Source organism: Pseudomonas sp. W22_MBD1_FP4 (assembly GCF_052113765.1).
GTDB classification, from domain to species: domain Bacteria; phylum Pseudomonadota; class Gammaproteobacteria; order Pseudomonadales; family Pseudomonadaceae; genus Aquipseudomonas; species Aquipseudomonas sivasensis.
Genome location: NZ_JBGQOI010000007.1, coordinates 86,126 through 111,066 on the forward strand (window position 1 = coordinate 86,126; position 24,941 = coordinate 111,066).

At 58.7% G+C, this 24,941-nt stretch carries 23 protein-coding genes and 1 pseudogene; 15 read left to right on the top strand and 9 right to left on the bottom strand.

The genetic code is table 11. The annotated features are described in order from the left end of the window. Position 1: 1 nt before the first annotated feature. The gene (locus tag ACEN2T_RS11375; protein ID WP_095184206.1) at positions 2–850 is read left to right on the top strand and encodes an urea carboxylase-associated family protein; all 849 of its coding nucleotides are present in this window, start codon (positions 2–4) and stop codon (positions 848–850) included. Between the two features lie 6 nt (positions 851–856). Here ACEN2T_RS11375 and ACEN2T_RS11380 read toward each other — a convergent pair whose 3' ends face one another. Both ACEN2T_RS11380 and eat read right to left on the bottom strand, forming a co-directional pair. After that, positions 857–1,024 (bottom strand): DUF2897 family protein, encoded by a 168-nt coding sequence (locus tag ACEN2T_RS11380; RefSeq protein WP_081797766.1) that lies wholly within the window; start codon positions 1,022–1,024, stop codon positions 857–859. 111 nt (positions 1,025–1,135) lie between these two features. After that, the gene (eat, locus tag ACEN2T_RS11385) at positions 1,136–2,500 is read right to left on the bottom strand and encodes an ethanolamine permease (RefSeq protein ID WP_095184207.1); all 1,365 of its coding nucleotides are present in this window, start codon (positions 2,498–2,500) and stop codon (positions 1,136–1,138) included. 409 nt (positions 2,501–2,909) lie between these two features. Between eat and kdpF the strand changes: the two genes are divergently transcribed. From kdpF to ACEN2T_RS11415, 6 genes are all read left to right on the top strand, one after another. Further along, complete coding sequence (kdpF, locus tag ACEN2T_RS11390; RefSeq protein WP_003218754.1) at positions 2,910–2,999, top strand: K(+)-transporting ATPase subunit F; 90 nt, start codon at positions 2,910–2,912, stop codon at positions 2,997–2,999. Positions 3,000–3,008: 9 nt separating this feature from the next. Continuing rightward, positions 3,009–4,703 (top strand): potassium-transporting ATPase subunit KdpA, encoded by a 1,695-nt coding sequence (gene kdpA / locus ACEN2T_RS11395; RefSeq protein WP_032888953.1) that lies wholly within the window; start codon positions 3,009–3,011, stop codon positions 4,701–4,703. 14 nt (positions 4,704–4,717) lie between these two features. Beyond that, positions 4,718–6,775, top strand: a complete 2,058-nt coding sequence (gene kdpB / locus ACEN2T_RS11400; protein ID WP_206073119.1) for a potassium-transporting ATPase subunit KdpB — start codon at positions 4,718–4,720, stop codon at positions 6,773–6,775. Between the two features lie 97 nt (positions 6,776–6,872). Next, positions 6,873–7,418: a potassium-transporting ATPase subunit KdpC gene (kdpC, locus tag ACEN2T_RS11405; protein ID WP_442116763.1), complete on the top strand. Its 546-nt coding sequence runs from the start codon at positions 6,873–6,875 to the stop codon at positions 7,416–7,418. Between the two features lie 57 nt (positions 7,419–7,475). Next, positions 7,476–10,127 carry a DUF4118 domain-containing protein gene (locus tag ACEN2T_RS11410; RefSeq protein WP_442116764.1) on the top strand — a complete coding sequence of 884 codons (2,652 nt, stop codon included), beginning with the start codon at positions 7,476–7,478 and terminating at the stop codon, positions 10,125–10,127. A gap of 37 nt (positions 10,128–10,164) precedes the next feature. Beyond that, positions 10,165–10,854 (top strand): response regulator, encoded by a 690-nt coding sequence (locus ACEN2T_RS11415; RefSeq protein WP_032888961.1) that lies wholly within the window; start codon positions 10,165–10,167, stop codon positions 10,852–10,854. 22 nt (positions 10,855–10,876) lie between these two features. Here ACEN2T_RS11415 and ACEN2T_RS11420 read toward each other — a convergent pair whose 3' ends face one another. Beyond that, positions 10,877–11,914 (bottom strand): patatin-like phospholipase family protein, encoded by a 1,038-nt coding sequence (locus tag ACEN2T_RS11420; RefSeq protein ID WP_181643558.1) that lies wholly within the window; start codon positions 11,912–11,914, stop codon positions 10,877–10,879. 218 nt (positions 11,915–12,132) lie between these two features. Here ACEN2T_RS11420 and ACEN2T_RS11425 point away from each other — a divergent pair, with 218 nt between their 5' ends. From ACEN2T_RS11425 to ACEN2T_RS11435, 3 genes are all read left to right on the top strand, one after another. Beyond that, positions 12,133–12,411 (top strand): hypothetical protein, encoded by a 279-nt coding sequence (locus ACEN2T_RS11425; RefSeq protein ID WP_032888964.1) that lies wholly within the window; start codon positions 12,133–12,135, stop codon positions 12,409–12,411. A gap of 45 nt (positions 12,412–12,456) precedes the next feature. Continuing rightward, positions 12,457–13,218 carry a CHAD domain-containing protein gene (locus ACEN2T_RS11430; RefSeq protein WP_442116765.1) on the top strand — a complete coding sequence of 254 codons (762 nt, stop codon included), beginning with the start codon at positions 12,457–12,459 and terminating at the stop codon, positions 13,216–13,218. A gap of 90 nt (positions 13,219–13,308) precedes the next feature. Beyond that, positions 13,309–14,106, top strand: coding sequence for an acyl-CoA thioesterase (locus ACEN2T_RS11435; protein WP_442116766.1), 798 nt, complete (start codon positions 13,309–13,311; stop codon positions 14,104–14,106). A 3-nt stretch (positions 14,107–14,109) separates the two neighbouring features. Here ACEN2T_RS11435 and ACEN2T_RS11440 read toward each other — a convergent pair. The 3 genes and pseudogenes from ACEN2T_RS11440 to ACEN2T_RS11450 all read right to left on the bottom strand — a co-directional run bounded on the left by ACEN2T_RS11440 (position 14,110) and on the right by ACEN2T_RS11450 (position 16,955). After that, positions 14,110–14,471, bottom strand: a pseudogene (locus ACEN2T_RS11440) (terminase). A gap of 99 nt (positions 14,472–14,570) precedes the next feature. Further along, positions 14,571–16,052 (bottom strand): methyl-accepting chemotaxis protein, encoded by a 1,482-nt coding sequence (locus ACEN2T_RS11445; protein ID WP_099601452.1) that lies wholly within the window; start codon positions 16,050–16,052, stop codon positions 14,571–14,573. Between the two features lie 96 nt (positions 16,053–16,148). Continuing rightward, on the bottom strand, positions 16,149–16,955 hold the full coding sequence (locus tag ACEN2T_RS11450) for a TatD family hydrolase (RefSeq protein WP_122752689.1): 807 nt from the start codon (positions 16,953–16,955) through the stop codon (positions 16,149–16,151). Between the two features lie 236 nt (positions 16,956–17,191). On the opposite strand from ACEN2T_RS11450, the gene ACEN2T_RS11455 reads away from it, so the two are divergent. The 3 genes from ACEN2T_RS11455 (at position 17,192) to ACEN2T_RS11465 (ending at position 19,719) form a co-directional block, all read left to right on the top strand. Beyond that, positions 17,192–18,613 carry a transglycosylase SLT domain-containing protein gene (locus ACEN2T_RS11455; RefSeq protein WP_442116767.1) on the top strand — a complete coding sequence of 474 codons (1,422 nt, stop codon included), beginning with the start codon at positions 17,192–17,194 and terminating at the stop codon, positions 18,611–18,613. Positions 18,614–18,716: 103 nt separating this feature from the next. Further along, positions 18,717–19,151: a DoxX family protein gene (locus ACEN2T_RS11460; protein ID WP_032888975.1), complete on the top strand. Its 435-nt coding sequence runs from the start codon at positions 18,717–18,719 to the stop codon at positions 19,149–19,151. Positions 19,152–19,410: 259 nt separating this feature from the next. Continuing rightward, a complete protein-coding gene (locus ACEN2T_RS11465) occupies positions 19,411–19,719 on the top strand; it encodes a class I SAM-dependent methyltransferase (RefSeq protein ID WP_442116768.1) in 309 nt (102 codons plus the stop codon). Positions 19,720–19,723: 4 nt separating this feature from the next. Here ACEN2T_RS11465 and ACEN2T_RS11470 read toward each other — a convergent pair whose 3' ends face one another. From ACEN2T_RS11470 to ACEN2T_RS11480, 3 genes are read right to left on the bottom strand one after another with little or no spacing between them, the layout of a single operon-like run. Then, positions 19,724–21,469 (bottom strand): Gldg family protein, encoded by a 1,746-nt coding sequence (locus ACEN2T_RS11470; protein ID WP_442116769.1) that lies wholly within the window; start codon positions 21,467–21,469, stop codon positions 19,724–19,726. 15 nt (positions 21,470–21,484) lie between these two features. Beyond that, positions 21,485–22,210, bottom strand: a complete 726-nt coding sequence (locus ACEN2T_RS11475) for an ABC transporter permease (protein ID WP_095184214.1) — start codon at positions 22,208–22,210, stop codon at positions 21,485–21,487. Continuing rightward, positions 22,207–23,133: an ATP-binding cassette domain-containing protein gene (locus tag ACEN2T_RS11480; protein WP_442116770.1), complete on the bottom strand. Its 927-nt coding sequence runs from the start codon at positions 23,131–23,133 to the stop codon at positions 22,207–22,209. Before ACEN2T_RS11480 ends, ACEN2T_RS11475 begins: the two co-directional genes overlap by 4 nt. Positions 23,134–23,342: 209 nt before the next feature. On the opposite strand from ACEN2T_RS11480, the gene ACEN2T_RS11485 reads away from it, so the two are divergent. Next, positions 23,343–24,326: a hypothetical protein gene (locus tag ACEN2T_RS11485; protein WP_032888986.1), complete on the top strand. Its 984-nt coding sequence runs from the start codon at positions 23,343–23,345 to the stop codon at positions 24,324–24,326. 113 nt (positions 24,327–24,439) lie between these two features. Continuing rightward, positions 24,440–24,913 (top strand): transcription elongation factor GreB, encoded by a 474-nt coding sequence (gene greB / locus ACEN2T_RS11490; protein WP_442116771.1) that lies wholly within the window; start codon positions 24,440–24,442, stop codon positions 24,911–24,913. The last annotated feature ends 28 nt before the right edge of the window (positions 24,914–24,941 follow it).

Consider the following 24,941-nt stretch of genomic DNA (forward strand, 5'->3'; position numbering starts at 1 on the left):
CATGTACAAAGATTATCCGGCCGCTTATCAGGTCAGTAAAGGCTCGGCGCTGCAGGTCGACACGGCGTTTTACGAGCGCATTCGTGACCGGGCGGATCAACGCACCTTGATCGAACAGTTTGAGGTGCCTATTCGAACAGGCAGGGCCTGGAAGGTGCCGGCGGGGCATGTGTTTCGCGTTACTACGCCAGTGGGCCCGCAGGTGGGTGACTTTAATGTCTGGAACGCCCACGACCCGCGGGAACGTCTTTGGGCGGCGCGCACCCGCCAATTGCAGGGCGCCCATGTCAGCACCCATGACCGATTGTGGTCGAACCTGCCGTTTCTGCGACCGTTGGTGACCATCACCGATGACAGCCTGGCCAGTTATGGTATCGACGAGCACGGCGGGCGCCTCCACGACTTACTCGGCACGCGCTGCGATCCCTACGTGAACCGGATGCTGACCGGTGAGGATTTCCATCACCACTGCCATTCGAACCTCACTCGCGCGGTGCTGCCCCACGGTCTTACGGAATTCGACGTGCATGACGTGTTGAATATTTTCCAGTGCACCGGCCTGAATCACGACGACATGTACTTCATGAAGGCGTGTCCGGCGCAGAAGGGTGATTACCTGGAGTTCTTTGCGGAGATTGATTTGCTGTGTGCACTGTCGACCTGCCCGGGTGGAGATCTGTCGCTGCCGATGTGGGGGCCGGACGCACAGGATCCGCTGACGGTATGTCGTCCGCTGGGCGTAGAGATCTACAAGTTGGAGGATCAATTGCTGAGCGGCTGGAGCCAGCCGGAGCGTGCTGCCTACAAGGGGCAGCACGGGTTGCATATTGCCAAGGCGGATTGGGAGTAAGCCTAACTAGCGATCCTGCGAATCCTTGGCGTCCGCCTGGGCGTTGCGTTCGGCCACGCGTTTGCGTTGCTCGTCGGTGAGTTCCACCTTGTTGGCGCTGTCTCGCAGCATCATCAGCCCACCGACGATCGACCCAATCGCGACCACCATAATCAACCACGCATACCACGGCATAAGGCTCTCCTTGAGGCAGATTGCTGTGGGAGAATTTTCCCACGGTAATAACTGCTTTGAGTTACGGGCTTTCTGAGTAGTTCAGTGTAAGCCCGTTCTGCCTCGTAAACCTTAGAGCCCAGTCAACATTGCGTCCGCTGGCGCATCGGCACGGTCTTGTGCGGTCAGTTGGAAGTAGATGAAACCTACCGCCATAAAGCCCAGGAAGATCAAGCCGATGAGTGTGTTGAACCACGCCATGGCCACCAGGCACACCACCGCCAGCACCAACGCAATGCCTGGCACGATCGGGTAACCCGGCGCGCGGAAGGTGCGTTCCAGCAGCGGTTCGGTTTTACGCAGTTTGAATAGGCTGAGCATGCTCATGATGTACATGACGATGGCGCCGAAAACCGCCATGGTGATCATCGCTGCAGTCAGAGTCATGCCGCCCAGGTTGATCAGACCGTCGCTGTAGATGGCGGCGATGCCGACCACACCGCCGGCGATGATGGCCCGGTGCGGTGTCTGAAAACGCGACAGTTTGGCGAGGAAAGACGGTAAGTAACCGGCGCGAGCCAGGGCGAAGAACTGGCGCGAGTAGCCCAGGATAATGCCGTGGAAGCTCGCTACCAGGCCAAACAGGCCGATCCACACCAGCATGTGCAACCAGCCGGAGCTTTCGCCCACCACGGTTTTCATGGCCTGCGGCAGCGGGTCGTTGATGTTCGACAGGGTGCGCCAGTCACCCACTCCGCCGGCAAAGAACATCACGCCCATGGCCAGGATCACCAAGGTCAGGATGCCGCTGATGTAGGCCTTCGGAATGGTGCGCTTCGGATCCTTCGCTTCTTCAGCCGCCATGGCTGCGCCTTCGATGGCAAGGAAGAACCAGATCGCAAACGGAATTGCGGCAAACATCCCGGCAATCGCTGGGGCGCCAAAGGTATCGGAACCGGCCCATCCATTCAGGGCGAAATTACTGAAGCTGAATGCCGGGGCGACCACGCCCATAAACACCAGCAGCTCTGCGACGGCGAGCACGCACACGACCAGCTCAAAGGTCGCGGCGAGTTTCACGCCAAGGATGTTCAGGCCCATGAACACGATATAGGCACCGACGGCAGCGTGCTTCGGGTCCAGCGCAGGGAACTGCACATTCAGATAAGCGCCGATGGCCAAGGCAATGGCAGGCGGCGCGAAGACAAATTCGATCAGGGTGGCAAGACCGGCGATTAAACCGCCTTTCTCCCCAAATGCACGACGGCTGTAGGCAAACGGTCCGCCAGCATGGGGAATCGCGGTGGTCAGCTCGGTGAAACTGAAGATAAAGCAGGTGTACATTGCGGCGACCATCAACGAGGTCACCAGGAAGCCCAAGGTTCCGGCCACGCCCCAGCCATAGCTCCAGCCGAAGTATTCACCGGAGATCACCAGCCCGACGGCAATGCCCCATAAATGCAGGGTGCCTAGGGTGGGTTTGAGTTGTGTGTTCATGTGCTGCTCCCTGAACGGTTTGGAATGATTCAAGGTGTTGCAGCGGCCATGCCAGCTTGAGAATCATTGTCGTAAAGGCGCGCAACTGTCGTCTGGGGGATGGTTTGGCGTTTGAAATTTGCCGGTGTCGCACCAGATAGGTGCGGCGGTGACGGTGCCGACGCTATCGGGAGCAAGCCCCTCCCACAGGTTGACTGGCGCTCGGCATGACAACTCGGTCAAGTGTGGGAGGGGGCTTGCTCCCGATAGCGCCCGCCCAGACGCTGGAAGCCCGCAGTGTAAAACCCGCATAAAGCCACTCTTTACGCCTTCTTTACGCCCCGCCCGTACCCTCGCACTCGTTCCTTTACGCCACTCCTGCGGACAATTGCCCCACACGCGGCACTCGCCGCTGAACGGAGAGACTTCCATGAGTGTTCTGGACGGAGTGTCACTGCTATTGGCCGTGGCGCTGTTTATTTATCTGCTGGTTGCGCTGTTACGCGCGGATCGGAACTAGGAGCTGGCCATGCACAGTTATGACTATTGGCTGATCATCGCCTTCTTTGCCGTGGTATTGGTGCCGGCACCGTTCCTGGGGCGGTTCTATTACAAGGTGATGGAAGGCCAGCGCACGTGGCTGAGCCCGGTGCTCGGGCCTGTCGAAAAAGCCTGTTATCGCCTGTCGGGTGTCGACGCGCAGCAGGAGCAGAGCTGGCAGAAGTACATGCTGGCGTTGCTCGCATTCAACCTCGCGGGTTTCCTGCTGTTGTTCGCGATCCTGATGTTCCAGGACTATCTCCCGCTCAATCCGCAGAAATTGCCGGGGCAGGAGTGGACGCTGGCCTTCAACACTGCGGTCAGTTTCATGACCAACACCAACTGGCAGTCCTACAGCGGTGAGGCGTCACTGAGCTACCTCAGCCAGATGGCTGGCCTGACGGTGCAGAACTTCGTCAGTGCGGCCACTGGACTGGCAGTTCTGGTCGCTTTGTGCCGTGGGATCGGTCGCAAATCTGCCCAGACATTGGGGAATTTCTGGGTCGATATGACCCGCGCTACCCTCTACGGCCTGTTGCCGTTGTGCCTGGTGCTGGCGTTGTTCCTGGTGTGGCAGGGCGTGCCGCAGACGTTCGCCCATTACGTTGATGCCGTGACGATGCAAGGCGTGGATCAGGTGATCCCTCTGGGCCCGGCGGCCAGCCAGATTGCGATCAAGCAATTGGGCACCAACGGCGGTGGTTTTTTCGGCGTCAACTCGGCGCATCCCTTTGAAGACCCGACTGCCTGGGCCAACCTGTTTGAGGTGGCGTCCATCATCCTGATCCCGGTGGCGTTGGTATTCACCTTCGGTCATTACGTCAAAGACTTGCGCCAAAGCCGCGCCATTCTTGGCTGCATGCTGGCGCTGTTCCTGATCGGCGGCGCGACTTCACTGTGGTCCGAGTATCAGCCCAATCCGACCCTGAACAACCCGGCCGTAGAGCAAACCGCGCCGCTGGAAGGCAAGGAAGCGCGCTTCGGCACCACTGGCACGGTGCTGTGGTCGGTGACCACCACCGCGGCGTCCAACGGTTCGGTCAACGGCATGCAGGACAGCCTCAGCCCCCTCAGCGGGATGGTGGCGCTGGTCAACATGATGGTCGGCGAAGTGATCTTTGGCGGCGTCGGCGCCGGTATGTACGGGATGTTGCTTAACGTGTTGATCGCGGTGTTCCTGGCTGGCCTGATGATCGGCCGTACGCCGGAATACCTGGGCAAGAAACTCCAGGCCAAGGAAGTACAGTTGCTCGTCGTGACCTTGCTGGTGATGCCAGTCGGCGTGCTCGTGCTCGGCGCCATTGCCGCCAGCCTGCCAGGCCCGGCCGGCGCTATCAGTAACCCTGGTCCCCATGGCTTCAGCCAGTTGCTTTATGCCTACACCTCCGCCAGTGCCAACAACGGCTCTGCGTTTGGCGGCTTCAGTGCCAACACGCCGTTCCATAACCTGATGCTCGGCCTGGGCATGCTGATCGGTCGCTTTGGCTACATCCTGCCGGTACTGGCCCTGGCCGGCAGCCTGGCGATGAAAAAGAGCGCACCGATTGGCCAGAACAGCTTCCCCACCCACGGCCCGCTGTTCGTGACTCTGTTGACCGTAACCATCTTGCTGGTGGGCGGCCTGACTTTCCTGCCGACGCTGGCGCTGGGTCCTATCGCTGAACACTTGAGCATGGGCTTCTGAGAAGGGATATGAACATGAATATGCCTGCAAAAAACGCGGCCCCGGTCAAACCCCAGGAGCCTGCCAAAACCGCTATCTCTGCTCTGTGGCGCCCGGCGCTGGTCCAGGCGTTCGTCAAGCTGGACCCGCGCGAACTGAAACGCTCGCCGGTGATGCTGGTGGTCGAACTGACTGCGATCCTCACCACGGTGCTGTGCTTCGTGCCCGACACTTCCGTGCCGACCTTCGTTGCCGTGCAGATCGCCGTGTGGTTGTGGTTCACCGTGCTGTTCGCCAACTTCGCCGAAGCCTTGGCCGAAGGGCGAGGCAAGGCTCGCGCCGACAGCCTCAAGGCAGGCAGTGAAGGTCTGAGTGCTCGGCGCAAGGAAGCCGATGGCAGCTTCAAGGTCGTGCCGGCCACCAGCCTGCGTAAGGGTGATGTGGTGCGGGTTGCCGCAGGGGAAATGATCCCCGGTGACGGCGAGGTGATCGAAGGCATCGCGGCGGTTAACGAAGCGGCGATCACTGGCGAATCCGCCCCGGTGATCCGTGAGTCTGGCGGCGACCGCTCGGCCGTTACCGGCAACACCCGGCTGGTCTCGGACTGGCTGATGATCCGCATCACCGCCAACCCCGGTGAGTCCACCCTGGACCGGATGATTGCCTTGGTAGAAGGCGCCAAGCGCCAGAAGACCCCCAATGAAGTCGCGCTGGATATCCTGCTGATCGGCCTGACGCTGATCTTCCTGCTGGTGGTCGTAACGTTGCAGCCGTTCGCCCACTTCGCCAATGGCAGCTTGCCTTTGGTGTTTCTGGTCGCACTGCTTGTGACGCTGATTCCTACGACCATTGGCGGCTTGTTGTCGGCCATCGGCATTGCCGGCATGGACCGCCTGGTGCGCCTCAATGTGATCGCCAAGTCTGGCCGCGCGGTGGAAGCCGCCGGGGACGTACATGTGTTGCTGTTGGACAAGACCGGCACCATCACCTTTGGTAATCGCCGGTGTGCAGCGGTGGTCGCGGCGCCCGGGGTCAGCGGCCGCGAGGTGGCCGAAGGCGCGCTGTTCGCGTCCCTGGCGGACGACACGGCGGAAGGCAAATCCATCGTTGAATACCTGCGCGCCTTGCACCCTCAGGCCGAGCCTTCCCAGGACGAGTTGACCGCAGTGCCGTTCAGCGCTGAAACCCGCTTGTCCGGCGTTGACTTCCAGGGCCGCGTGTACCGCAAAGGCGCGGTGGATTCGCTGCTGGCATTTATCGGCCAGCAGCGTCAGGACCTTGCACCTGCGCTGTCGCGGGAAATCGACAAGATCGCCCAGAGCGGCGGCACGCCTTTGCTGGTGTGCGCCGATGGCAAGCTGCTTGGTGCGATTCATTTGAAGGACGTGGTCAAGCCCGGCATCCGCGAACGTTTCGCCGAGCTGCGCAAACTGGGCATCCGCACCGTGATGGTCACTGGCGACAACCCGCTGACGGCTGCTGCGATTGCCGCTGAGGCGGGCGTGGATGACGTGCTGGCCGAAGCCACGCCAGAGAAAAAACTCGCACGTATCCGTCATGAGCAGAACGACGGGCGCCTGGTGGCAATGTGCGGCGACGGCGCCAACGACGCCCCGGCACTGGCGCAGGCCGACGTGGGCATGGCGATGAACGACGGCACTCAAGCCGCCCGTGAGGCCGCCAACATGGTCGACCTCGACAGCGACCCTACCAAGCTGCTGGACGTGGTGCAGATCGGCAAGGAATTGCTGGTGACCCGTGGCGCGCTGACCACCTTTTCAATCGCCAACGATGTGGCCAAATACTTTGCGATTCTGCCGGCGCTGTTTGCCTCGATCTATCCGCAACTGGGCGTGCTCAACGTCATGCACTTGCAGAGTCCGCAGAGCGCGATCCTGTCGGCCATTGTGTTTAACGCGTTGATCATCGTGGTGTTGATCCCGTTGGCATTGCGCGGTGTGCGCGTGCAGGCAGCGAGTGCAGCAGCGTTGCTGCGGCGCAACCTGTTGATCTATGGCTTGGGTGGGTTGTTGGTGCCGTTCGTGGGTATCAAGGCCATCGACATGCTGTTGACCGCCCTGCACCTCGTATAGGCCAGACCTTGTAGTGAGCGGGCTTGCCCCGCGCTGGGCTGCGAAGCAGCCCCACTGCGACCAAGGTCGCTGTATCCAACGAATTGAGGAACCTGAAATGTCCAACATCATCCGTCCAGCCCTGAGCCTTTTAGTGCTCATGACCCTGATCACCGGCGTCGCCTACCCATTGGTGGTGACCGGCGTCGCCCAGGTGGCATTCCCCGATCAGGCCAACGGCAGCCTGGTACGCGACGCCGATGGTAAGGTGCGCGGGTCCAGCCTGATCGCCCAGGATTTTACCGGCGACAGCTGGTTTCACCCGCGTCCATCGGCGGGCGCCTTTGCGACGGTGTCCAGCAGCGCCAGTAACCTTGGCCCGAGTAACCCAGCGTTTGCCACCCGCGTATTCGATGACGCAAATAAACAGCTGGTGCCAGGTCAGGGCCCGGTACCTTTGGCCTCGCTGACTACCTCTGGCAGCGGTCTTGATCCACACTTGCCACCCCAGGCGATTGCCTATCAACTGGTGCGGGTAGCGGCGGCGCGGAATGTGCCGGTGTCGACCTTGCAACGGCTGTTGGATGAGCACATCGAAAGCCCATTGGTGGGGCCACCGGTAGTGAATGTACTGGCGCTGAACATGGCGCTGGAAAAACTCTGATCCCACAGTTGATCTTCACTTGCCCGATTACATCATCACCTGAAGGACACTGCCCGCATGAGCGACTCCGGCCGCGCCGATGCCCTGCTAGCTGATCTACCCCGTAATGGTCGTGGCCGGCTCAAAGTCTTCCTCGGTGCCGCACCCGGCGTAGGCAAGACCTACGCCATGCTGCAGGCGGCCCACACCCAACTGCGCCAAGGCGTCAAGTTGGTCGCCGGTGTGGTGGAAACCCACGGCCGCGCCGAGACCGAAGCCTTGCTCGCCGACCTGCCACAGCAACCGTTGCTGCGCAGCGAATATCGCGGTGTGATGCTCGAAGAAATGGACCTCGACGGCCTGCTCGCCGCCAAGCCCAAGCTGGTGCTGGTGGACGAACTGGCCCACAGCAACGCGCCCGGCAGCCGCCATGAAAAGCGCTGGCAAGATATTCAGGAACTGCTCGCTGCGGGCATCAACGTGTTTACCACGGTCAACGTTCAGCACTTGGAAAGCCTCAACGACCAAGTGCGCGGGATCACCGGCGTGCAGGTGCGTGAAACGCTGCCGGACTGGGTACTGCAAGAAGCCGACGAACTGCTGCTGATCGACTTGCCATCCCGCGAGCTGCTGGAGCGCCTGCGCGACGGCAAAGTCTATGTTCCGGAACAGGCCCGTGCGGCCATCGATGCGTTTTTCACCCAGACCAACCTGATGGCCCTGCGCGAGCTGGCGATGCAGACGGCCGCAGCCCATGTCGACGACGACTTGGCCCAGGGCTATCGCCAGCTCGGCCAGGCCGCGCCGGCGGTGCGCGGCCGCTTGTTGGTGGGTGTGGATGGCGACGCGCAGGCCGAACGCCTGGTGCGGCATGCCAGTCGTGTGGCGCAGCGTCGACATTTGCCGTGGAGCCTGGTGCATATCGATAACGGCCGGGCACGGGATGAGCAGTCGCGTCTGCGCCTGCAAAACGCCCAGCAATTGGCCGAACGTCTCGGCGGGGAAGTCGTGTTGCTGCGGGCGGGGGAGGTGGCCAAAACCTTGATCCAGCACGCCGCCGAACGCCGCGCCAGCCTGGTGCTGGTGGGACAGTCACGGATGCGCTGGCGCCGTCGTTTATTCGGTGGAGGCCTGGCGGCGCGTCTGCTGCGCAATGCGCGCGGCTTGGAAATCAACGTGCTCGACAGTGACGATATTCCCGCGGCGCCGCGCTTGCCGCAGGTGCGCGGGCTGGTGTGGTTCGACTACTTTTTGGCGGTGGTGGCGACGGTGATTGCTGCCGGCGTGGCCTGGGCGGTGTCCAGTGTGTTGCCGTTGCCGAATATCTCGCTGGTGTTTCTTGCTGCCGTATTGCTGGTCGCGGTACGCAGTAGCCTGGGGCCGTCCCTGGTCTGCGCGGCTTTATCATTTCTGACCTACGACTTCCTGTTTATTCCGCCGAATTTTTCCTTCTCCATCCAGCGTGAAGAAGATGTGCTGACCCTGCTGTTCTTCCTGCTGATGGCAGCGCTCACCGGCAACCTCGCGGCGCGTCAGCGTCGACAATTGCAGGCGTTGCGCGATACCCAGGAGGAAACCAGCGAGCTGCTTGACCTGTCACGCAAACTCACCGCCGCCACTGACCGCCAGGCCGTGGTCAGCGCGGCGGCCCATCACCTTGAAGGTTGGAACGACCTGGACCTGTGCCTGGTCAATCGCGATGGACAGGGTGGTTGGAAGATCGAAACCGGCGGCCCGCTGACCTTCAGCGAAGCCGAACGCGCCGCCGCCGATTGGGCCTGGCAACATGACCAACCCGCGGGCATGGGCACCGGCACGTTGCCGTTTGGGCGCTGGTGGTGGTGGCCGTTGTCGGGCGAGGAAGGTCCGCTGGGCTTACTCGGTGTCAGTGCCAAACCGGGCCAGGCGTTGAGCGGTCAGCGCCGCCGCTTGCTAACTGCTCTGAGTCAGCCTCTGGCCCAGGCCCTGGCCCGTGCGCAGTTGGCGCAGGAGCTAGAATCCGCACGCCTGCACGGCGAAACCGAGCAACTGCGCAGTGCCTTGCTTGCGTCGGTGTCTCACGATTTGCGTACGCCGCTGACGTCCATGCGCGGCAGTATCGACAGCCTGCTGGCGTTGGGTGAAGCCATTCCCCTGGAGGACCGTCGCGAATTACTGGAAGGCACGCGTGATGAAGCCGAGCGCCTCGATCGCTATATCCAGAACCTGTTGGACATGACTCGCTTGGGCCATGGCGCCCTCAAGCTGGCGCGTGATTGGGTGTCGCCGGGCGATATCGTCGGCAGCGCCCTTGGCCGTTTGCGTGCGGTACTGGCGCCATTGCAGGTGAGCACCGAGGTGCCGCCTGAGCTGCCGTTGCTGTATGTGCATGCGGCGCTGATCGAACAGGCGCTGGTCAATGTGCTGGAGAACGCCGCACGCTTTTCACCCCCTCAGGGACGTTTGCAATTGAGTGCCGGCGTGTCGGATAAGCAACTGTTTTTCGCGGTAGCCGATGAGGGGCCGGGCATCCCCGAGGATGAGCGCGCGAAGATTTTCGATATGTTCTACACCGCTGCGCGCGGTGATCGGGGCGGGCAGGGCACCGGCCTGGGTTTGGCGATCTGCCAGGGGATGGTTGGGGCGCACGGTGGGCATATCAGCGTGGCCGATGGCATTGAAGGGCGCGGCACCTGCATCACCTTGTTCCTTCCATTGCCTGCACAGCCTGGCCTGGAGCCTGAGTCGTGAGCTACCCTCTTTTCTCCACGGATTTTGATGGGACACCATGAGCCAGACCGCGACGATTTTGGTCATTGATGACGAACCGCAGATCCGCAAGTTCTTGCGCATCAGCCTGGCCTCCCAGGGTTACAAAGTGATTGAGGCGGGCACCGGAAACGAAGGCTTGGCCCAGGCGGCCTTGAGCAAGCCGGACTTGCTGGTGCTCGACCTAGGCTTGCCGGACATGGACGGCCAGCAAGTGCTGCGTGAGTTTCGCGAGTGGTCGACGGTGCCGGTATTGGTGCTGTCGGTGCGCGCCAGCGAAGGGCAAAAGGTCCAAGCCCTCGACGGCGGCGCCAATGACTATGTGACCAAGCCTTTTGGAATCCAGGAGTTTCTCGCCAGGGTTCGCGCGCTCCTGCGCCAGGCGCCCGCAGGTGAGGCGCAGGAAGCGGCGTTGAGTTTCGGCCCGCTGACGGTCGATCTGGCCTATCGCCGTGTGCTGCTGGACGGTGTCGAAGTGGCGCTGACTCGAAAGGAATATGCCGTGTTGGCGCAGTTGGCGCGGCACTCGGGACGGGTGATCACCCAGCAGCAACTGCTCAAGGATATCTGGGGTCCGACCCATACCGAGGACAGTCACTACCTGAGGATTGTGGTGGGCCATCTGCGGCAGAAACTGGCGGATGATCCGACTCAGCCACGCTTTATCGTGACCGAGGCGGGGGTGGGGTATCGGTTGTTAGGCGGTTAGAGTCTGGCGCCTGTCGATGCACTCAGGGCTGTTCACTTTCATAGCGGTCCAACGTATCGCTGGCAATTTCGCGCCCCAAAGCGATCAACTCCGGCGCCTTGTAGAACTCGAAAAACCGGCACACCCGCTTCGGCACGTTGATCAATACATCCGGCGGATAGCCCGCAATTTTGTACTGAGCCAATGACGTCTGCATCACCTCAAAACTCTGGTTGATCAGGTCCAGCAACGACGCCGGCCCCACGTTATCAATGATGAACGAACCGGTCGCCGACTTCGGCGCCCCGGGTTTTTCCGGCGCAGCGGCGGGTTGTTGGGACTCGGGCTCAGCCGAATCCAGCCAAGGGTTGATGTCGGCCGCCTGGGCCTGCAACGCTTCCTGCTCCAGCTTCATTAACTGCTCGGCTTGCTTACGACGAAACGGCAGGTGGGAGCCGAGTGATTTCGCCAGGCTGTTGAAGCGGCTCTTGAACGCCGGCGGACGTTGGATCACCGGCAATTGGTAGTGTTTCTGGTTGGTAGCGTTGAGATTGACTGCGATGATCAAGTCGCAATGGCTCGACACCACCGGCACGATAGGCAGTGGGTTAAGCAGGCCGCCGTCCACCAGCATGCGGTTACCTTGCATCACTGGGGTGAACAGGCTGGGAATTGCGGCCGAAGCGCGCATGGCCTGGTGCAGGCAGCCCTCTTGGAACCAGATTTCCTGCTGGTTGGTGAGGTCGGTGGCCACGGCCGTGTAGGGAATGCGCAGCTCCTCGATATTGATCTCGCCGACGATCTTGCGGATCTGTCCGAAGACCTTCTCGCCACGAATCGCTCCCAGGCGAAAACTCACGTCCACCAGACGCAGCACGTCGAGGTAATCAAGGCTTTCAATCCAGTTTCGATACTCGTCCAGCTTGCCCGCGGCGTAGATCCCACCCACCACCGCGCCCATGGAACAGCCAGCGATACAGGCAATGTCATAGCCGCGCCGTTCAATTTCTTCGATCACTCCGATATGGGCGTAGCCCCGGGCTCCACCGGAGCCCAGCACCAAGGCAACACGTTTCTTCATGGTCCATATCCTTTGATCGGCAGGTCCCCACAATGCACCCATTGAGGGGGCCGCTTCAATCTTCGCTGAACTGCGTAATATTTTTCCAGAATAGCGAGTAGGCTCGGGTATGCTCTGGCAATAGGTACTATCGATTTCAGGCTAAGGACAAGGCACTTTTTGTTGTAGGCAACGTCTACAACCGTACGACTGTTTTTCTTTATTTTGAGGTGTCATTGATGAAAGCCTGGATGTGTGTGCCTGTGATTCTGTTGGCCCTGGCCGGTTGTGCCGGGAAAACCGCTTACCGCGACAGCTGCGGCGCGCAATTGGACGCTGCCTGGAAAGAACTGGACCTGGCCAAGGCCGAAGGTTTCGCCGGTACTGTCAGCTATTCCAAGGCGTTGTCCCTCTTGACCGGTGCGAAGACACAGCAACAGTTTGAAGCGTTTGAAGGCTGCTCCAACAAGGCTGAGAAGGCACGGTTCTATATTCGTGAGTCGCGCGCCGGGCGTTGAGCCATGGGCAGCAAGTAGGATTTTTCATCAAAAGGCGGGGGCAGGATGTCAGCGTTGGTTGATCAGTTAGTCGCTCAGGTCATTGGCCTGGAAGTAGGGTTGCTGAGCTGCCAGGCTCGCCTCGCCGCCGTCACCGACGATGAAGCGCTGCATGACTTGCGCACCACCGTGCGGCGCCTGCGCAGCCTGTTGCGACCCTTGCGTGGGTTGCCAGGCGTCGAACAGCTCGAATTGGCTGCCAGCACCGTTGGCCGATTGACCACACCCCTGCGTGATCGTGAAGTGCTGGCTGCTTATCTGCATCTGCATGGTCATCACGAAGCGGCAGATCGGCGTCTGCGCCTACAGCCCGACGCGTATCGCCAGGTAGCGCAAAGTCCGGAGTTGGCGCACTTGCTGCAGATTCTGGATGCCTTCCCACGCTTTATTCGCGCCTCCCAACATCAGAAATTGCTCAAAGGCCTGCGCTCGCGCATCGGGAAGCGTCTGGCCAAGCAATGGAAAACCCTCGGTGAAGCCCTCAAGGATCCCGGCCATGATCGCCACCGTCTGCGTTTGTTGATCAAGCGGGTGCGTTATGCGGCCGAGGCGTATCCGGAACTGGACAAACTGCCCGCCAATGCCATGTCGCGCCTGAAGAAAGCCCAAGGTGCCCTGGGCGATTGGCATGATTGCTGGCAGTGGCTGGCCCAGGCTGAACATCAAGCGGATCTGCAACCGTGTGTGGCGGTATGGCACAAAACCATGGCGAAAGCCGAGGGACAGGCGGATCGGGTGCTGGACAAGCTCAGCGCGGATTGTTTCTGAATCGGTCCGGTTTTTGGCCGGAATAGGCGCTGTACCTCACCTGCACGATGGTTAAGATCCCTCATCTGTTTCCTTTGACCTGAGGTCGCCATGCGCTTTAGTGATTTGCTCGACGCTGCCCGTAGCCACCCGCTGGATGTCACCATCCCCGCCGAATGGGCCCAAGGTCGCGCGACGTTTGGCGGGCTGGTCGCCGCTTTGCAATACGAAGCACTGCGTGCCCAAGTGCCTGCGGATCGACCATTGCGGTCGTTGGCAATAACCTTCGTGGGGCCGGTGGCGCCCGATGTGCCCGCCAGTTATCAAGTCGAAGTGTTGCGCGAAGGCAAGGCAGTCAGTCAGTTGCTAGGCCGCGTCGTTCAGAACGGTGAAGTGGCGACCCTGGTGCAAGCCAGTTTTGGCGCATCCCGTGAGTCAGAGATAGATGTGGCAAGCGACGCGGCGCCGGTGTTCAAACACTGGGACGAGTGCCAGGAGTTGCCCTATATCAAGGGTGTGACGCCTGAATTTATGCGTCACTTGGCAATGCGCTGGAGCGTTGGCGGCCTGCCATTCACCGGTAATAAGTCCCGCGAAATGGGGGGCTGGGTTCGCTTGCGTGGGGATGTGAAAGAAGAGCCGTTGACCGAGGCGCATATCCTCGCCCTGGTCGACGCCTGGCCGCCGGCATTGCTGCCGCACCTGAAGAAACCGGCACCGGGCAGCACCCTGACCTGGACCATCGAATTCATCCAACCGTTGCAGGATCTGACCACCCTCGATTGGTGTCAGTACTGCGTCAACATCGAACACGCCCGCGACGGCTACGGCCATGCTGCCGCTGCGCTGTGGAGCCCTACTGGCGGATTGATTGCTATCAGCCGCCAGACTGTTGTGGTATTCGCTTAAGCATCAGTGCAGATGGCGCTGGCGCCAGGCGCGCCACCTGCCACTGCTTGACACAACGCGCGCAGAGGTCACGAACTGCTCAATTACCAGGCGCTCACCGCATGTTTGCGGTCACTGAACGGCTGACTCGCCTGGGCTTCCAGGCTGTGACCATGACGCTGCAATGCCAGGCCGGCCAGAATGCCGACTACGCCAACGGCGAAACTGGCCAGGCTCAGACTAAAGGCCCCAGAAACGATCAACAGAAAGCCAACGATAAACAGCGGCACGGCGATCAGGTTCAAGGCCAGGTTCGTTGGGTGCTGGTGCTTCTGCGGGTAGCTATGCCATTGCCAGGCGGGGAGATTGGGATGACGTTTGCCCATGATGGTGATTCCTCTGTCCGTTGAAACAACATGGAGAGAGTTTAGGTGGGGGCGGGCGCGTGGGCGAATTGGGGCTCGCTATGGGGCTCATAGCCAGTCCTACAGTTTCAGTTGCCCAATCGCCTTGCTCAACTCCCCTGCCAACGTCGCCAGTTCATTGCTGGTCGTTGCCGAATCCACGGTTTGTTGGACGGTGTTCTCGGTCACATCGCGGATACTGACCACTGCGCGGTTCATCTCTTCGGCCACATGGCTTTGCTGTTCGGCGGCAACGGCGATTTGAGTGTTGCTTTCACGCATCTGCGCCACAGCACCGGTGATTTCGGCGAGTGCTGCACCGGCTTCCTGGGCTTGTTGCACGCAGTCGTCGGCCTTGAACGAGCTTTCCTGCATAAAGTCCACCGCGTCGCGGGTACCGGCTTGCAGCGCTGAAACCATACGGGTGATCTCGTCGGTGGAGCTTTGCACGCGCTTGGCCAGATTGCGCACTTCGTCGGCGACGACTGCGAAGCCACGGCCCATTTCTCCAGCGCGTGCGGCTTCAATGGCGGCGTTGAGGGCGAGCAGGTTGGTCTGTTCGGCGATGCTGTGAATCACGCTGACCACACCGTTGATTTTCTGGCTGTCTTCAGCAAGCTTCTGGATCATTACGGCAGTTTGTTGCACGCCGCTGGAGAGTCCGGCAATCGAGTGTCTTACCCGAGTCACCACTTCCTGGCCGCTACCGGCGAGGGTGTCGGCGGATTGGGACAAATCTCGCGTGGCGCCAGCATGTTGGGCGATGTGGTAGACGGTGGCGGTCATCTCGTTGATGGCCGTGGCGGCTTGGTCGGTTTCGCTTTGCTGGCCGAGCATGCCGTGCTGCACCTCATTCATGCTGCTGGCCAGACGTGCAGCGCCTTCGTCCAGTTGCCGAGCGGTGCGCGCCACGGTGCTGACCACGCGCTGGTAGCCAGCCTGCATGGCATTGAACGCGCTGGCCATCTGGCCGACTTCATCCTTGCAGGCCAGGGGGACGCGGGCCGACAGGTCGCCGGTTTTCTCCACGTGCAGCATGACATCCTTGAGCGTGTTGAGCTGACTGAGCAGGAAGCGGATCAGCAGTTGCGAAGCGCCAAGCATCACAAGCATCAGGATTGCGACAGCCACAGCGTAATTAGCGAAGCGGTCGCTGAAGACCTGGCTCAAGCTTGGCGCGTAGGCAAGTACGCCAATGTATTGCCCATCCGGGCGGGCAATGACTTCAGCGCCTATCAATGGATTTTCACCAAACAGCGGCATGTGATTGAGTTCGACCCAGCCGGTGGTGGTGCTCAGGGCTGACAGATCCAAATCGCCCAACTGTGGGACTTGGCCTCGGGCAAACGTCAGCCAATGCGCGTCCTTGGGGAGCGGCTGGTTGGTTGGCCAGGCCCCCAGCAATCGGCCCTGGGCCTGCGCCGAAACCTGGGAGGCTGTGCTGCGCGCTTGTTGTTCGAGCTGCACGGCGTACAGCACCAGCAGCAGGGTGGTGATGAAGGCGACCGCGTTGACGGCCCAGAATTTGTACTTCAGCGAGATATTGCTAAGCCAGGCACCCATGGAAGGTTTTCTCTGATAGCGGAAACAGCATTGGCAAGGTGCCATTATTGTGCCGCTACTCAGAAAACCGGTTTTGACATGGGTCAATGCGCCGCATCAATCCAAGGTCGGCAACCCAAAAAAAGCGCGTGAACAGGCAGTGCTGTGGTCGGCCAAGTCTTGCGCGCTTTCGTTGCGGTGCAGGGCGACTTCGCGCAGTACTTCCGTCAGATAAGCCGGTTCGTTACGACCGTTTTTCGGCTTGGGACGCAGGGTGCGCGGCAGCAGGTAAGGCGCATCGCTTTCCAGCATCAGGCGGCCCCGGGGAATTTCTTTGACGAGTGGGTGCAGGTGCGTACCACGGCGCTCGTCGCATATCCAGCCGGTGATGCCAATGTGCAAATCGAGGTCGAGGTAGCTGAACAGCGCCGCCTGTTCGCCGGTGAAGCAATGCACTACGGCGGCGGGGAGGTGGTCGCGGTAGTCCTTGAGGATCTCCAGCAGGCGTTGGTTAGCGTCACGCTCATGGAGAAATACCGGGAGCTTTAGCTCGACGGCCAGGGCCAGGTGTTCTTCCAGGACTTTTTCCTGTTGCGGGCGCGGTGAGAAATCCCGGTTGAAATCCAGGCCGCATTCGCCCACGGCACGTACGCGGCTTTCGCTGAGTAAACCGCGCAAACGCTGGGCGCTGTCGCCGTTCCAGTCGCTGGCGGAGTGGGGGTGGATGCCTGCGGTGCTGAACAGGCGTTGGCCGCTTTCGTCGAGGTTGACGCACAGTTCCAGAGCCTGTTCGCTGCCGTCGACGCTGGTGCCGGTAAGTACCAATTGCTGCACGCCGGCGGCGTAGGCGCGGTCGAGAACGGCCTGGTGCTTGTCGTCGAAACTGGGGTTGGTCAGGTTGACGCCGATATCAATGAGTTGCATGGTGCTATCTCCGCCTGCGGCCGGAAAGCATATCAGAGCTGTAGATTTATAAGAAAAACGAAGAACTACAATGAGTTATAGCTGTCTTTGAACGTCGCAAGTGACATCGTGTTTGGCTGAACGCCCTGCACTGTGCCACCGTTGCACGCAAAGCCTGCGCATAAAGCGCTCTGTTTCTGACCTCCACCGCGTCGTTTTTCGCGAGCGCGTTGGCCAGTATTCTTTCCGGAGAGCGGATGATCCGACCCTCGGCGTTGCTTATGTTGTGCCTGGCGTTACTGTTGCCTTTGGCGGCGGTTGCGCGTCTGGACGGGCCGCTGGAAGTGACCAAGCCTGGCAAGGTCCGTGACTTGGCGGAGATTCGTTCAAGTCGCACCCTTCGGGTATTGGTCAACCAAAGTCGCAACAGTTCCGGCGAAGTGCAGGGCCAGGCCATCGGAGTTGAATACCACCGCCTACGCGCCTTCGAGCAATACCTCAACGGTCACGCCCGTGATGGCCAGGAAATAAACCTCAAGATAATCCCCAAGGCCAAGGATCAATTGCTCGGCGCTCTGGCCCGTGGTGAAGGCGATCTGGTTGCTCCTGGGGAGTTGCTTGATGTGAAAGCTGCTCACAAAATCAGCACCAGTAGCCCGATTGCCAGCGCTGTACCGTTGTGGCTGGTGGGGGTGAAGGGAGAGCGGCGTTTTACCAAGTTGGAGCAACTGTCAGGACGAACGCTGGCGCTGACCACTGGCAGTGCGGCAGCGGATGCCATCAGCCAGGTCAATCAGAAGCTGGCCCTGCACAAGCAGCCACCGGTGAAGGTGGAATGGGTGGACCCGACCCTGGCAGTGGAGGACGTTCTGGAAATGGTGCAGGCGGGGATTTTCCATCTCACCATTGTCGAGAAACCGATTGCCGAACGCTGGTCGAAGATCCTGCCCAAGTTGCGCTTCGACAAACAAGTCGTCATCAGCGAACCCGGCGATGAATACTGGTTTGTTCGCCAGGACGCTTCGATTCTGCGTGCAAGTATTGATCGATTTCTCAAGACCTATCGCACGCCTTCCGACCAGGACGTGGCGTTTCAACGTATTTATCGACGCCTCTACCAGGTGCGCAACCCACTGGCCCGCGCCGACCGCCAGCGCCTGGAAAAGCTGCGGCCAGTGCTGCAAAAACATGCCCGCGAGCAGGGCATGGACTGGCTTAACCTTGCAGCGCTGGCTTTCAAGGAATCCGCCTTCGATCCTGGCGCGCGCAACAGCGGTGGTCCTACCGGCTTGATGCAGATCACACCCTCAGCGGCCCAACGGGTGGGCGTCAACAATATCGAAAGTCTCGACAGTAATGTGCAGGCGGGCGCGCGTTATCTGGCGTTGATCCGTCGCAAGTTCTTCGCCAGCCCCAAGCTCAACGAGCGTGAGCGCATGGCTTTTGTACTCGCGGCCTACAACATGGGCCCGGAGCGCGTGCAGGGTATGCGCACCGAGGCCAGGCGCCGCGGATTGAACCCCAACCAATGGTTCTTCCAGGTGGAGCGCATTGCCATGGAGCAGGTGGGAATGGGCGGCGTCAGCTATGTTAATAGCGTCAACAAGTACTTCTTGGCGTTCGATCGGGAGCGTGAGTCCCTGGAGCCGCCAGCACCGAAAATTGCCTCACGGAAGTAATCGATTTTATCGATATTAATCAGGCATTTTTTCGGCTTTTATCATTGCTTAAACTGATTAATATAGCGGCCAACCAACCCCTACTTCGAAAAGGATTTACTCCATGAGCCCAATGATCAAAAGCCTACTGTCCACTCGTGCCGGCTACGGTCTGACCATCCTGCGCATTGTTGTTGGCATCATCTTCGCCGCCCACGGTTCGCAAAAACTCTTCGGTTGGTTTGGCGGCTACGGCTTGGCGGGCACTGCCCAATGGATGGAAAGCATCGGCCTGGCGCCGGGTACCCTGATGGCGCTGCTGTCGGGCGGAACCGAGTTTTTCGCCGGCCTGGCCCTGATCATCGGTCTGCTGGTACGCCCTGCCGCGTTGGGCCTGACCATTCTGTCGGTGGTGGCGATCTTCTCGGTGCATATCCATAACGGTCTGTTCATGGCCAACAACGGTTACGAGTTCGCATTAGCCTTGTTGGGCGGGTCCGTGGCAGTGCTGCTGGAAGGTGCCGGCAAACTGTCTGCCGACCGTGCAATAGCCAACTGACCCCTCTACAACACCTGAAGAGGCCCGCCATGTGCGGGCCTTTTCATTGCTCGGGATTCTTGACATCGTCCATCCGGCTTCTCTAGGATGCTGCCCATGCGCCGATTTAAACAGCTAATTGCGGGGCGCCACTGGGACTCGATGCAGCCCGACAGAAGCCTGTTCTCCCCTGAGGAAACAGCTTCGAAATACCGCTAAAGCGCTGGTTCGGTGTTGCCTCTCACCTGCCCGCAGACTTTTGAGGCAGAGACACGACACTATGAATGCACTACGCCCCCTGATACGCCTGGCTCCGATCACTGCGGACCTTACTCAACGCAATCCGAAAATCCTCTTGGGCGGTAAGCACCAGCCCACGCTGTTGCGTTACCTGGACGGCTGGCCACGTCGCACCGGGCGGCCTTCGGCTTTCCTGATCCAGTTTGTCGAAGATGTCGGTTCCCTGGCCCGTTTTGCGAGTAACAGCTTCGACCTGGCAGTTATCCAGGCGCCCAGTGCCAGCGACGCGGCTGAAGTGATTCGTCAACTCACACGTATTGCCCGGCAGGGGCTGATTGCCAGGCGTTGAGGGCTCAGGAGAGTCCGACACTCGCCTGTAATCGGCGCCGTTTATTCCTTACAAAAACCACCCAAGCGACTAGACAGAGCACGCCCGGGATTGCCAAGGTCACGAACAGCTTTATCGCGAGCTCCAGGCGATGCACCTCAGCGTGCGTCTGAGCCCTCAAAGCGTGTAATTCCATGGGTAAGCGCAGGCGCTCCTTGTTGAGCGCCACCAATTGGGGGGTGGTGTCCACTGCTTGGGAGCCGAGGGGGGCTGCCGGTGGGTTCAGCATTTGCCATTCCTGTTCCGTTCGTAACAGACGCCGTTCCAATTCAGTCGCCTTCTGCTCGTAGGCTTGTTCGGCGTTGTCGCGTATCCGCTCCATTATGTTCTTCGATCTGTCCATCGGTGCGCGCGGGCGGATATTGGCCAGTGAATCGCTTGCGGAGAGGTTATCCAGCGTATTTAAGATAAAGACTGCGTTGCTGTCAGGCGCTGAGCTATTGATGTGATCCGTGAGCAAATCAGTGTCGGCCACCACCACCACATGGATCTGTGCCGCTTTTTGCAAACCTGCGGGCTGCTCCTTAATGCCATCGGGGAATGCTGAGTAGGCTGGCCCCTCTATACGAGCAGCAATCACATGGTGTTGCGCCCGAGTGGATGCGTTATCGGCCGTTGAGTCGATCTCATGTGCTGAGGTAAATCGGTTGGTTTCCAGCAACCTGGATTGCCCGGAACTTTGCAGAAGCGGGGTGAGGGTGGTGCCGCTTTTTTTGCGATGAAAAAGCGCACCACTGCTCGAGACCGTCACAGTATTAAGTTTCCAAGTGCTGATGTCGTGCGTGTTCATTGCCTGCCGAGGCAGCTTCAATCTGCCCGGATACTGCACTGGGAGCTTACCCAGCTCAGGTGCCGCCGATTCCGCGTAGCGGTGGTCGATTAGAAACTTGTCTGCTGGCATCTCTACGCCCCAAGCGGAAAGCACCTCTGTCAGACGGGTATTGGCGGACGTGATGTTCGAACTTTGCTCAGGCATGGGGTCGATAAACATCATCAATTTACCGCCCCTCAACACAAATTGTTCAATCCCATACAACGATTGTTCGGGCAGCGCTTCAGGACGCACGACCATAAGCGTTTTGACGTGTTCCGGTATGCGCTCGGTGGTCGCCTCCAGATTGACCAGGTTGAAATGACGCTGCATTTCCGTCACCAACTGGCCTGCATAGTCTCCCATCGCTAAACCAGACAATAGTCCGATAACCGGGCGGTCTGGGTACTGCAACTTATAGATCAGATGGCTGATTTCATATTCGAGCAATGGCTCCCGGTCCAGGCTGAATGATTCAATACGTTGCGCTCCGTGGCCGGCTCGGGTGCCGATTAGCCCCAGAAATCCCGCCTGGTCGTCGAGACCGAAAAGCCTGGCTTTGTAGGCGTCTTCTGAAAAAGATCCGGGATCAATAAGGTGCAGATTGATCATACCCTTCGCTGCTTTTTCGTATTCCCGCAACCGGTCTTCTATGTGCTTGCCGTGGCGCTTTAGGGCGAAGCTTCGTTTCGGGTCGTTATTGGTATTGAAATAATACAAGTCCAGTGGCGACTCAAGCGACGAAAGTAATTGTCTAGCGGGTGGGGAGAGGGTGTGGACCTTATGTCGCGAAAGATCCCATCGAATATCAGGAATTTTCGCTATCCAAACTAAGTTGAACGCTAGAAATAATAACAATATGACAGTGAGTGTAATGCCTGTGCGCAGAGTAGGTTGCATGGAGGGCTTTCCTTCTCAGCGATGTCGGTAATTGAGGGTTACTGTCGTGGCTGTGAGGAAGGCGACTATTATACTAATGAAGTAAAGGATGTCGCGAAGCATAAACTTTCCGTTGTCAATAGCGCTGAACCTTGAAAAAGGGCTTAGGGAGGCCAGGCTGTCTATTGCCCAGATGGGCGCCTGATGCTCTAGTGCATCAAGCAAATAAGAAAGAGCGCTGGAGGTGAGCAGCAGGCCTACTGTCAGTATGAAAAGGACAGTGCGCTGAGGCAGTAGTGTGAAAATAAACAATCCAACAGATAAATAACTGCCTGCCAGCAGCCAGCTAGACATAAATTGCGAGGCAATAATATTGTTGTCTGCATTACCCATGTAGTTGGCAATGATGACGAGGGGGAACGCCAACATCAGGGCCATGCCCACCACGGCCCAGGCTGCTAGAAATTTTCCAACAACCCATTCATGCGTCGTGACGGGCACTGTTTTCATCAGGTCGAGAAAGCCTGCATTGGACTCGTCCGACCAAAGTTGCGTCGCGAGTGAAGGAATCAATAATAGATATAGCCAAGGGTGCAACTGGAAAAAAACCTGCAAGGTATTGATGTCGTGTTCAGGCCACGGACTCATGTGCAACCCGAGTGCCACGTAAAGCACTGAAAAAATGGCAACGCTCAGATAAGTGCCGGGTGTGCAGGCGTAGTGGAGAAGTTGACGCTTGAAAATGACTGGCAGCAGTTTCAAAGACGGGCCTCACGGCTCAGATGATGAACCACATCGCTCAGTCGACCGGGCTCTAGGTTCAGTGAGTTGATTTTCCATCGGCGATGGGCAATGAGTGCGTTGATGTGGGGGTAGATGGTGTGTCCCGGCATGGCCAGGACGGTCACCGTACCGGGTGCATGCCGATGCTCTTCGATCCCTGCCACACCTGGCAGTACGGCTAGAGCCAACAAGTCCAACGGAGCGTCTGCGGCGAGGGTGACCGCCTGAAAATGACGAGAGTTGCGTTGCAAATCGGGCATTGGGGTGTCGGCCACCAGGCGATTGCCTTCGATAACCAGCGCGCGAGTACAGAACTCGGACAATTCATCGCAGTGGCGGGAGGCGACGATCACTGTCATGTCTTGTGTCAACGACTGGATGAGCGCCCTGAATTTGTGTTTTTGATCAGGCGTGAGCCCTTCAGTTGGCTCATCGAGTAACAGCAGCGTAGGGGTGTGCAAGATGGCTTGGGCGATGGCGACTTTGCGCTTAAGGCCGATCGACAGCGCATCAAGGGGCGCGTTGAGCACCGATGACAATTCCAATCGTGCAGCAGCCTGTTCAACCTTTGCGCGCTTTTCGGTGCCGCGAAGTCCACGGATGGCTGCGATGTAGTCAAGGAACTCTTTAACCAGCATCGTCGGGTGACTGACACACTTGTTAATTTGGTAGCCGACTATCTTTTTTACTTTATGCGATTGGGTGGTTGTATCGATACCTTGGATGTTGATATGTCCGCTGAAGGGGAGTGTCGAGCCTGAGATTAAATCGAGAAGTGCTGTTTTAACTGTAGGATTTTCTCCGAATAGTCCCAGGCATTCATGTTTGCAGGCGCTAAATGAAAAATCGTTGATTATTGTTTTCTTGTTTAGATGTTTTGTCAGGTTGGTTATTTTGATCATTTAGTCTGGTGCGCGCAGGGCGAAGATGTTGAAAAAGAATACGAGCAATAGTGGTTTTTGGGAACTCCGATAAGCATTAATAGGAAAAGTCCTACGTGCACGCTAGGCAGGTCGCTGGAACAATTGTTTTGTGTTTGTAATCTCTAACTGCCTAGTGTTTGTCTGGGAGTTGTAGAGATTTTCCGAATGTCTAATGAGACCTGATTATCATGATGCTTCTACGTACTCTTGTTCTTGAACGCGATGGCCAAGATACGCCGGTCAACGGGGCGTTGCTCTGTGGATTTGCTGTTGGTCAGATTGCCTCAAACTTTCTTGTTTATAGCTTGGATGAAGAGGTGGAGCCGGCGAGTTCAAGGGTCTATATCGCAACCCTGCGCAAAAAACTCGATCGGTATTTTCTGGATGGGGTAGAGTCCAAGGAAGACTTACAGGTGGCAATGCAAGTTTTTAAGCAGATTCTTACATCGGCGTCGGGTATTAAGACCGGCAGTGTAACCGACACTCAAGTTTCTTATCATTTTCTCGATTTGAAAGGGTGCAAACTGCCCCCTGCGAGGCCTGAAGAGCATCATTCGGTGACCATCAAGAAGGCCCTGGTGATGAAGGTGATCACCCTGGGAATGTCTGCTCCGGTGATGCCACCCATCGAAAGTGCTTCATTGATTGTGCCTTCCATTCGCTTCTCGTCGAAAATGAGTGCGCCTCCCAGGGACGCGGACCCAACCGAGCCTGCCCAGTTGCCCGTAAATGAACAGACGCCAGAAGAGCCAAGGCAGATGCCAATCAATGAGCCGGTGACCGTGTTGCGGACTGCACCAGCCGTAATGAATGAGCCCGACGCTCCGGCGCAGCCAAAGCAACTGGCGCCAACAGACCGCTGCAACCTGTTCGAAGTGGACAGTACGCTGACCAACCTTGCTCGTGTCGCTCAGGAACTCACCCAACAAAAACTCGCTGCAATGGAACGCGAAACAGCCCTTGATCAATGGCAGGCCCGATTGCAGCAAGAGCAGAGTCAATTGGATGAAAGGACCCGCGAATTGGAACAGCGCACCACTCAGTTGCATGACCAATCGTTGGCCGTCAGTCAGCGGACCGAAGCCCTGAAAGTGATGACTTCGCAAGTGTCGGGTTTACGCCAGAGTTTGCGCGGTGTGCTGCTTGAGCTGGATCAGACCCTGGATGGTTAGACTGCCCTGGCTACTTTCCCGGGTTCATTTATCATCAACCCCAGCGAACCGACGTCAGGGAGTTATTGCCTGGCCTATCGGCATCTATGGACATTGCCTGGGGATGCATGCGTTTGAGTACCAAGCTGATTACCAAAGAAGGTCATGAGGCGCTGAAGAAAGAGCTGGATTATCTGTGGCGCGAAAAACGTCCAGATACCACGCGCAAGGTGACGTGGGCCGCCTCACTGGGGGATCGCAGTGAGAATGCCGACTACCAGTACAACAAGAAGCTGCTGCGAGAAATCGACCGACGGGTGCGTTACCTGCGCAAGCGTCTGGAAGACATGCGCGTGGTGGAGTACATGCCCGAGCAGGAAGGTAGGGTTTTTTTTGGTGCTTGGGTCAATATTGAAAACGAGCAGGGAGAGACCAAGCGTTTTCGCATAGTCGGCTATGACGAGATTTATGACCGGATGGATTACATTTCTATCGACTCACCGATGGCTCGTGCCTTGTTGCGCAAGGAGGTCGACGATGAGGCCGTCGTGCAGACTCCCGGTGGCGAAGTGTGCTGGTGGATCACCGGGATCGAATATGTGAAATAGGCAATGATGGCCCGCAGTCTTTGAAGAG

Excerpts from the sequence above, each read along its gene's own strand:
- ACEN2T_RS11450 (WP_122752689.1), bottom strand. The coding sequence starts at position 16,955 with ATGCAACTCATTGATATCGGCGTCAACCTGACCAACCCCAGTTTCGAC.
- kdpC (WP_442116763.1), top strand. The coding sequence starts at position 6,873 with ATGTCCAACATCATCCGTCCAGCCCTGAGCCTTTTAGTGCTCATGACC.
- ACEN2T_RS11425 (WP_032888964.1), top strand. The coding sequence starts at position 12,133 with ATGAAAGCCTGGATGTGTGTGCCTGTGATTCTGTTGGCCCTGGCCGGT.
- kdpA (WP_032888953.1), top strand. The coding sequence starts at position 3,009 with ATGCACAGTTATGACTATTGGCTGATCATCGCCTTCTTTGCCGTGGTA.
- ACEN2T_RS11485 (WP_032888986.1), top strand. The coding sequence starts at position 23,343 with ATGATGCTTCTACGTACTCTTGTTCTTGAACGCGATGGCCAAGATACG.
- ACEN2T_RS11430 (WP_442116765.1), top strand. The coding sequence starts at position 12,457 with ATGTCAGCGTTGGTTGATCAGTTAGTCGCTCAGGTCATTGGCCTGGAA.
- ACEN2T_RS11410 (WP_442116764.1), top strand. The coding sequence starts at position 7,476 with ATGAGCGACTCCGGCCGCGCCGATGCCCTGCTAGCTGATCTACCCCGT.
- kdpF (WP_003218754.1), top strand. The coding sequence starts at position 2,910 with ATGAGTGTTCTGGACGGAGTGTCACTGCTATTGGCCGTGGCGCTGTTT.
- ACEN2T_RS11465 (WP_442116768.1), top strand. The coding sequence starts at position 19,411 with ATGAATGCACTACGCCCCCTGATACGCCTGGCTCCGATCACTGCGGAC.
- ACEN2T_RS11420 (WP_181643558.1), bottom strand. The coding sequence starts at position 11,914 with ATGAAGAAACGTGTTGCCTTGGTGCTGGGCTCCGGTGGAGCCCGGGGC.
- ACEN2T_RS11375 (WP_095184206.1), top strand. The coding sequence starts at position 2 with ATGTACAAAGATTATCCGGCCGCTTATCAGGTCAGTAAAGGCTCGGCG.
- ACEN2T_RS11460 (WP_032888975.1), top strand. The coding sequence starts at position 18,717 with ATGAGCCCAATGATCAAAAGCCTACTGTCCACTCGTGCCGGCTACGGT.
- ACEN2T_RS11445 (WP_099601452.1), bottom strand. The coding sequence starts at position 16,052 with ATGGGTGCCTGGCTTAGCAATATCTCGCTGAAGTACAAATTCTGGGCC.
- ACEN2T_RS11415 (WP_032888961.1), top strand. The coding sequence starts at position 10,165 with ATGAGCCAGACCGCGACGATTTTGGTCATTGATGACGAACCGCAGATC.
- ACEN2T_RS11435 (WP_442116766.1), top strand. The coding sequence starts at position 13,309 with ATGCGCTTTAGTGATTTGCTCGACGCTGCCCGTAGCCACCCGCTGGAT.
- ACEN2T_RS11455 (WP_442116767.1), top strand. The coding sequence starts at position 17,192 with ATGATCCGACCCTCGGCGTTGCTTATGTTGTGCCTGGCGTTACTGTTG.
- eat (WP_095184207.1), bottom strand. The coding sequence starts at position 2,500 with ATGAACACACAACTCAAACCCACCCTAGGCACCCTGCATTTATGGGGC.
- ACEN2T_RS11470 (WP_442116769.1), bottom strand. The coding sequence starts at position 21,469 with ATGCAACCTACTCTGCGCACAGGCATTACACTCACTGTCATATTGTTA.
- ACEN2T_RS11380 (WP_081797766.1), bottom strand. The coding sequence starts at position 1,024 with ATGCCGTGGTATGCGTGGTTGATTATGGTGGTCGCGATTGGGTCGATC.
- kdpB (WP_206073119.1), top strand. The coding sequence starts at position 4,718 with ATGAATATGCCTGCAAAAAACGCGGCCCCGGTCAAACCCCAGGAGCCT.
- ACEN2T_RS11480 (WP_442116770.1), bottom strand. The coding sequence starts at position 23,133 with ATGATCAAAATAACCAACCTGACAAAACATCTAAACAAGAAAACAATA.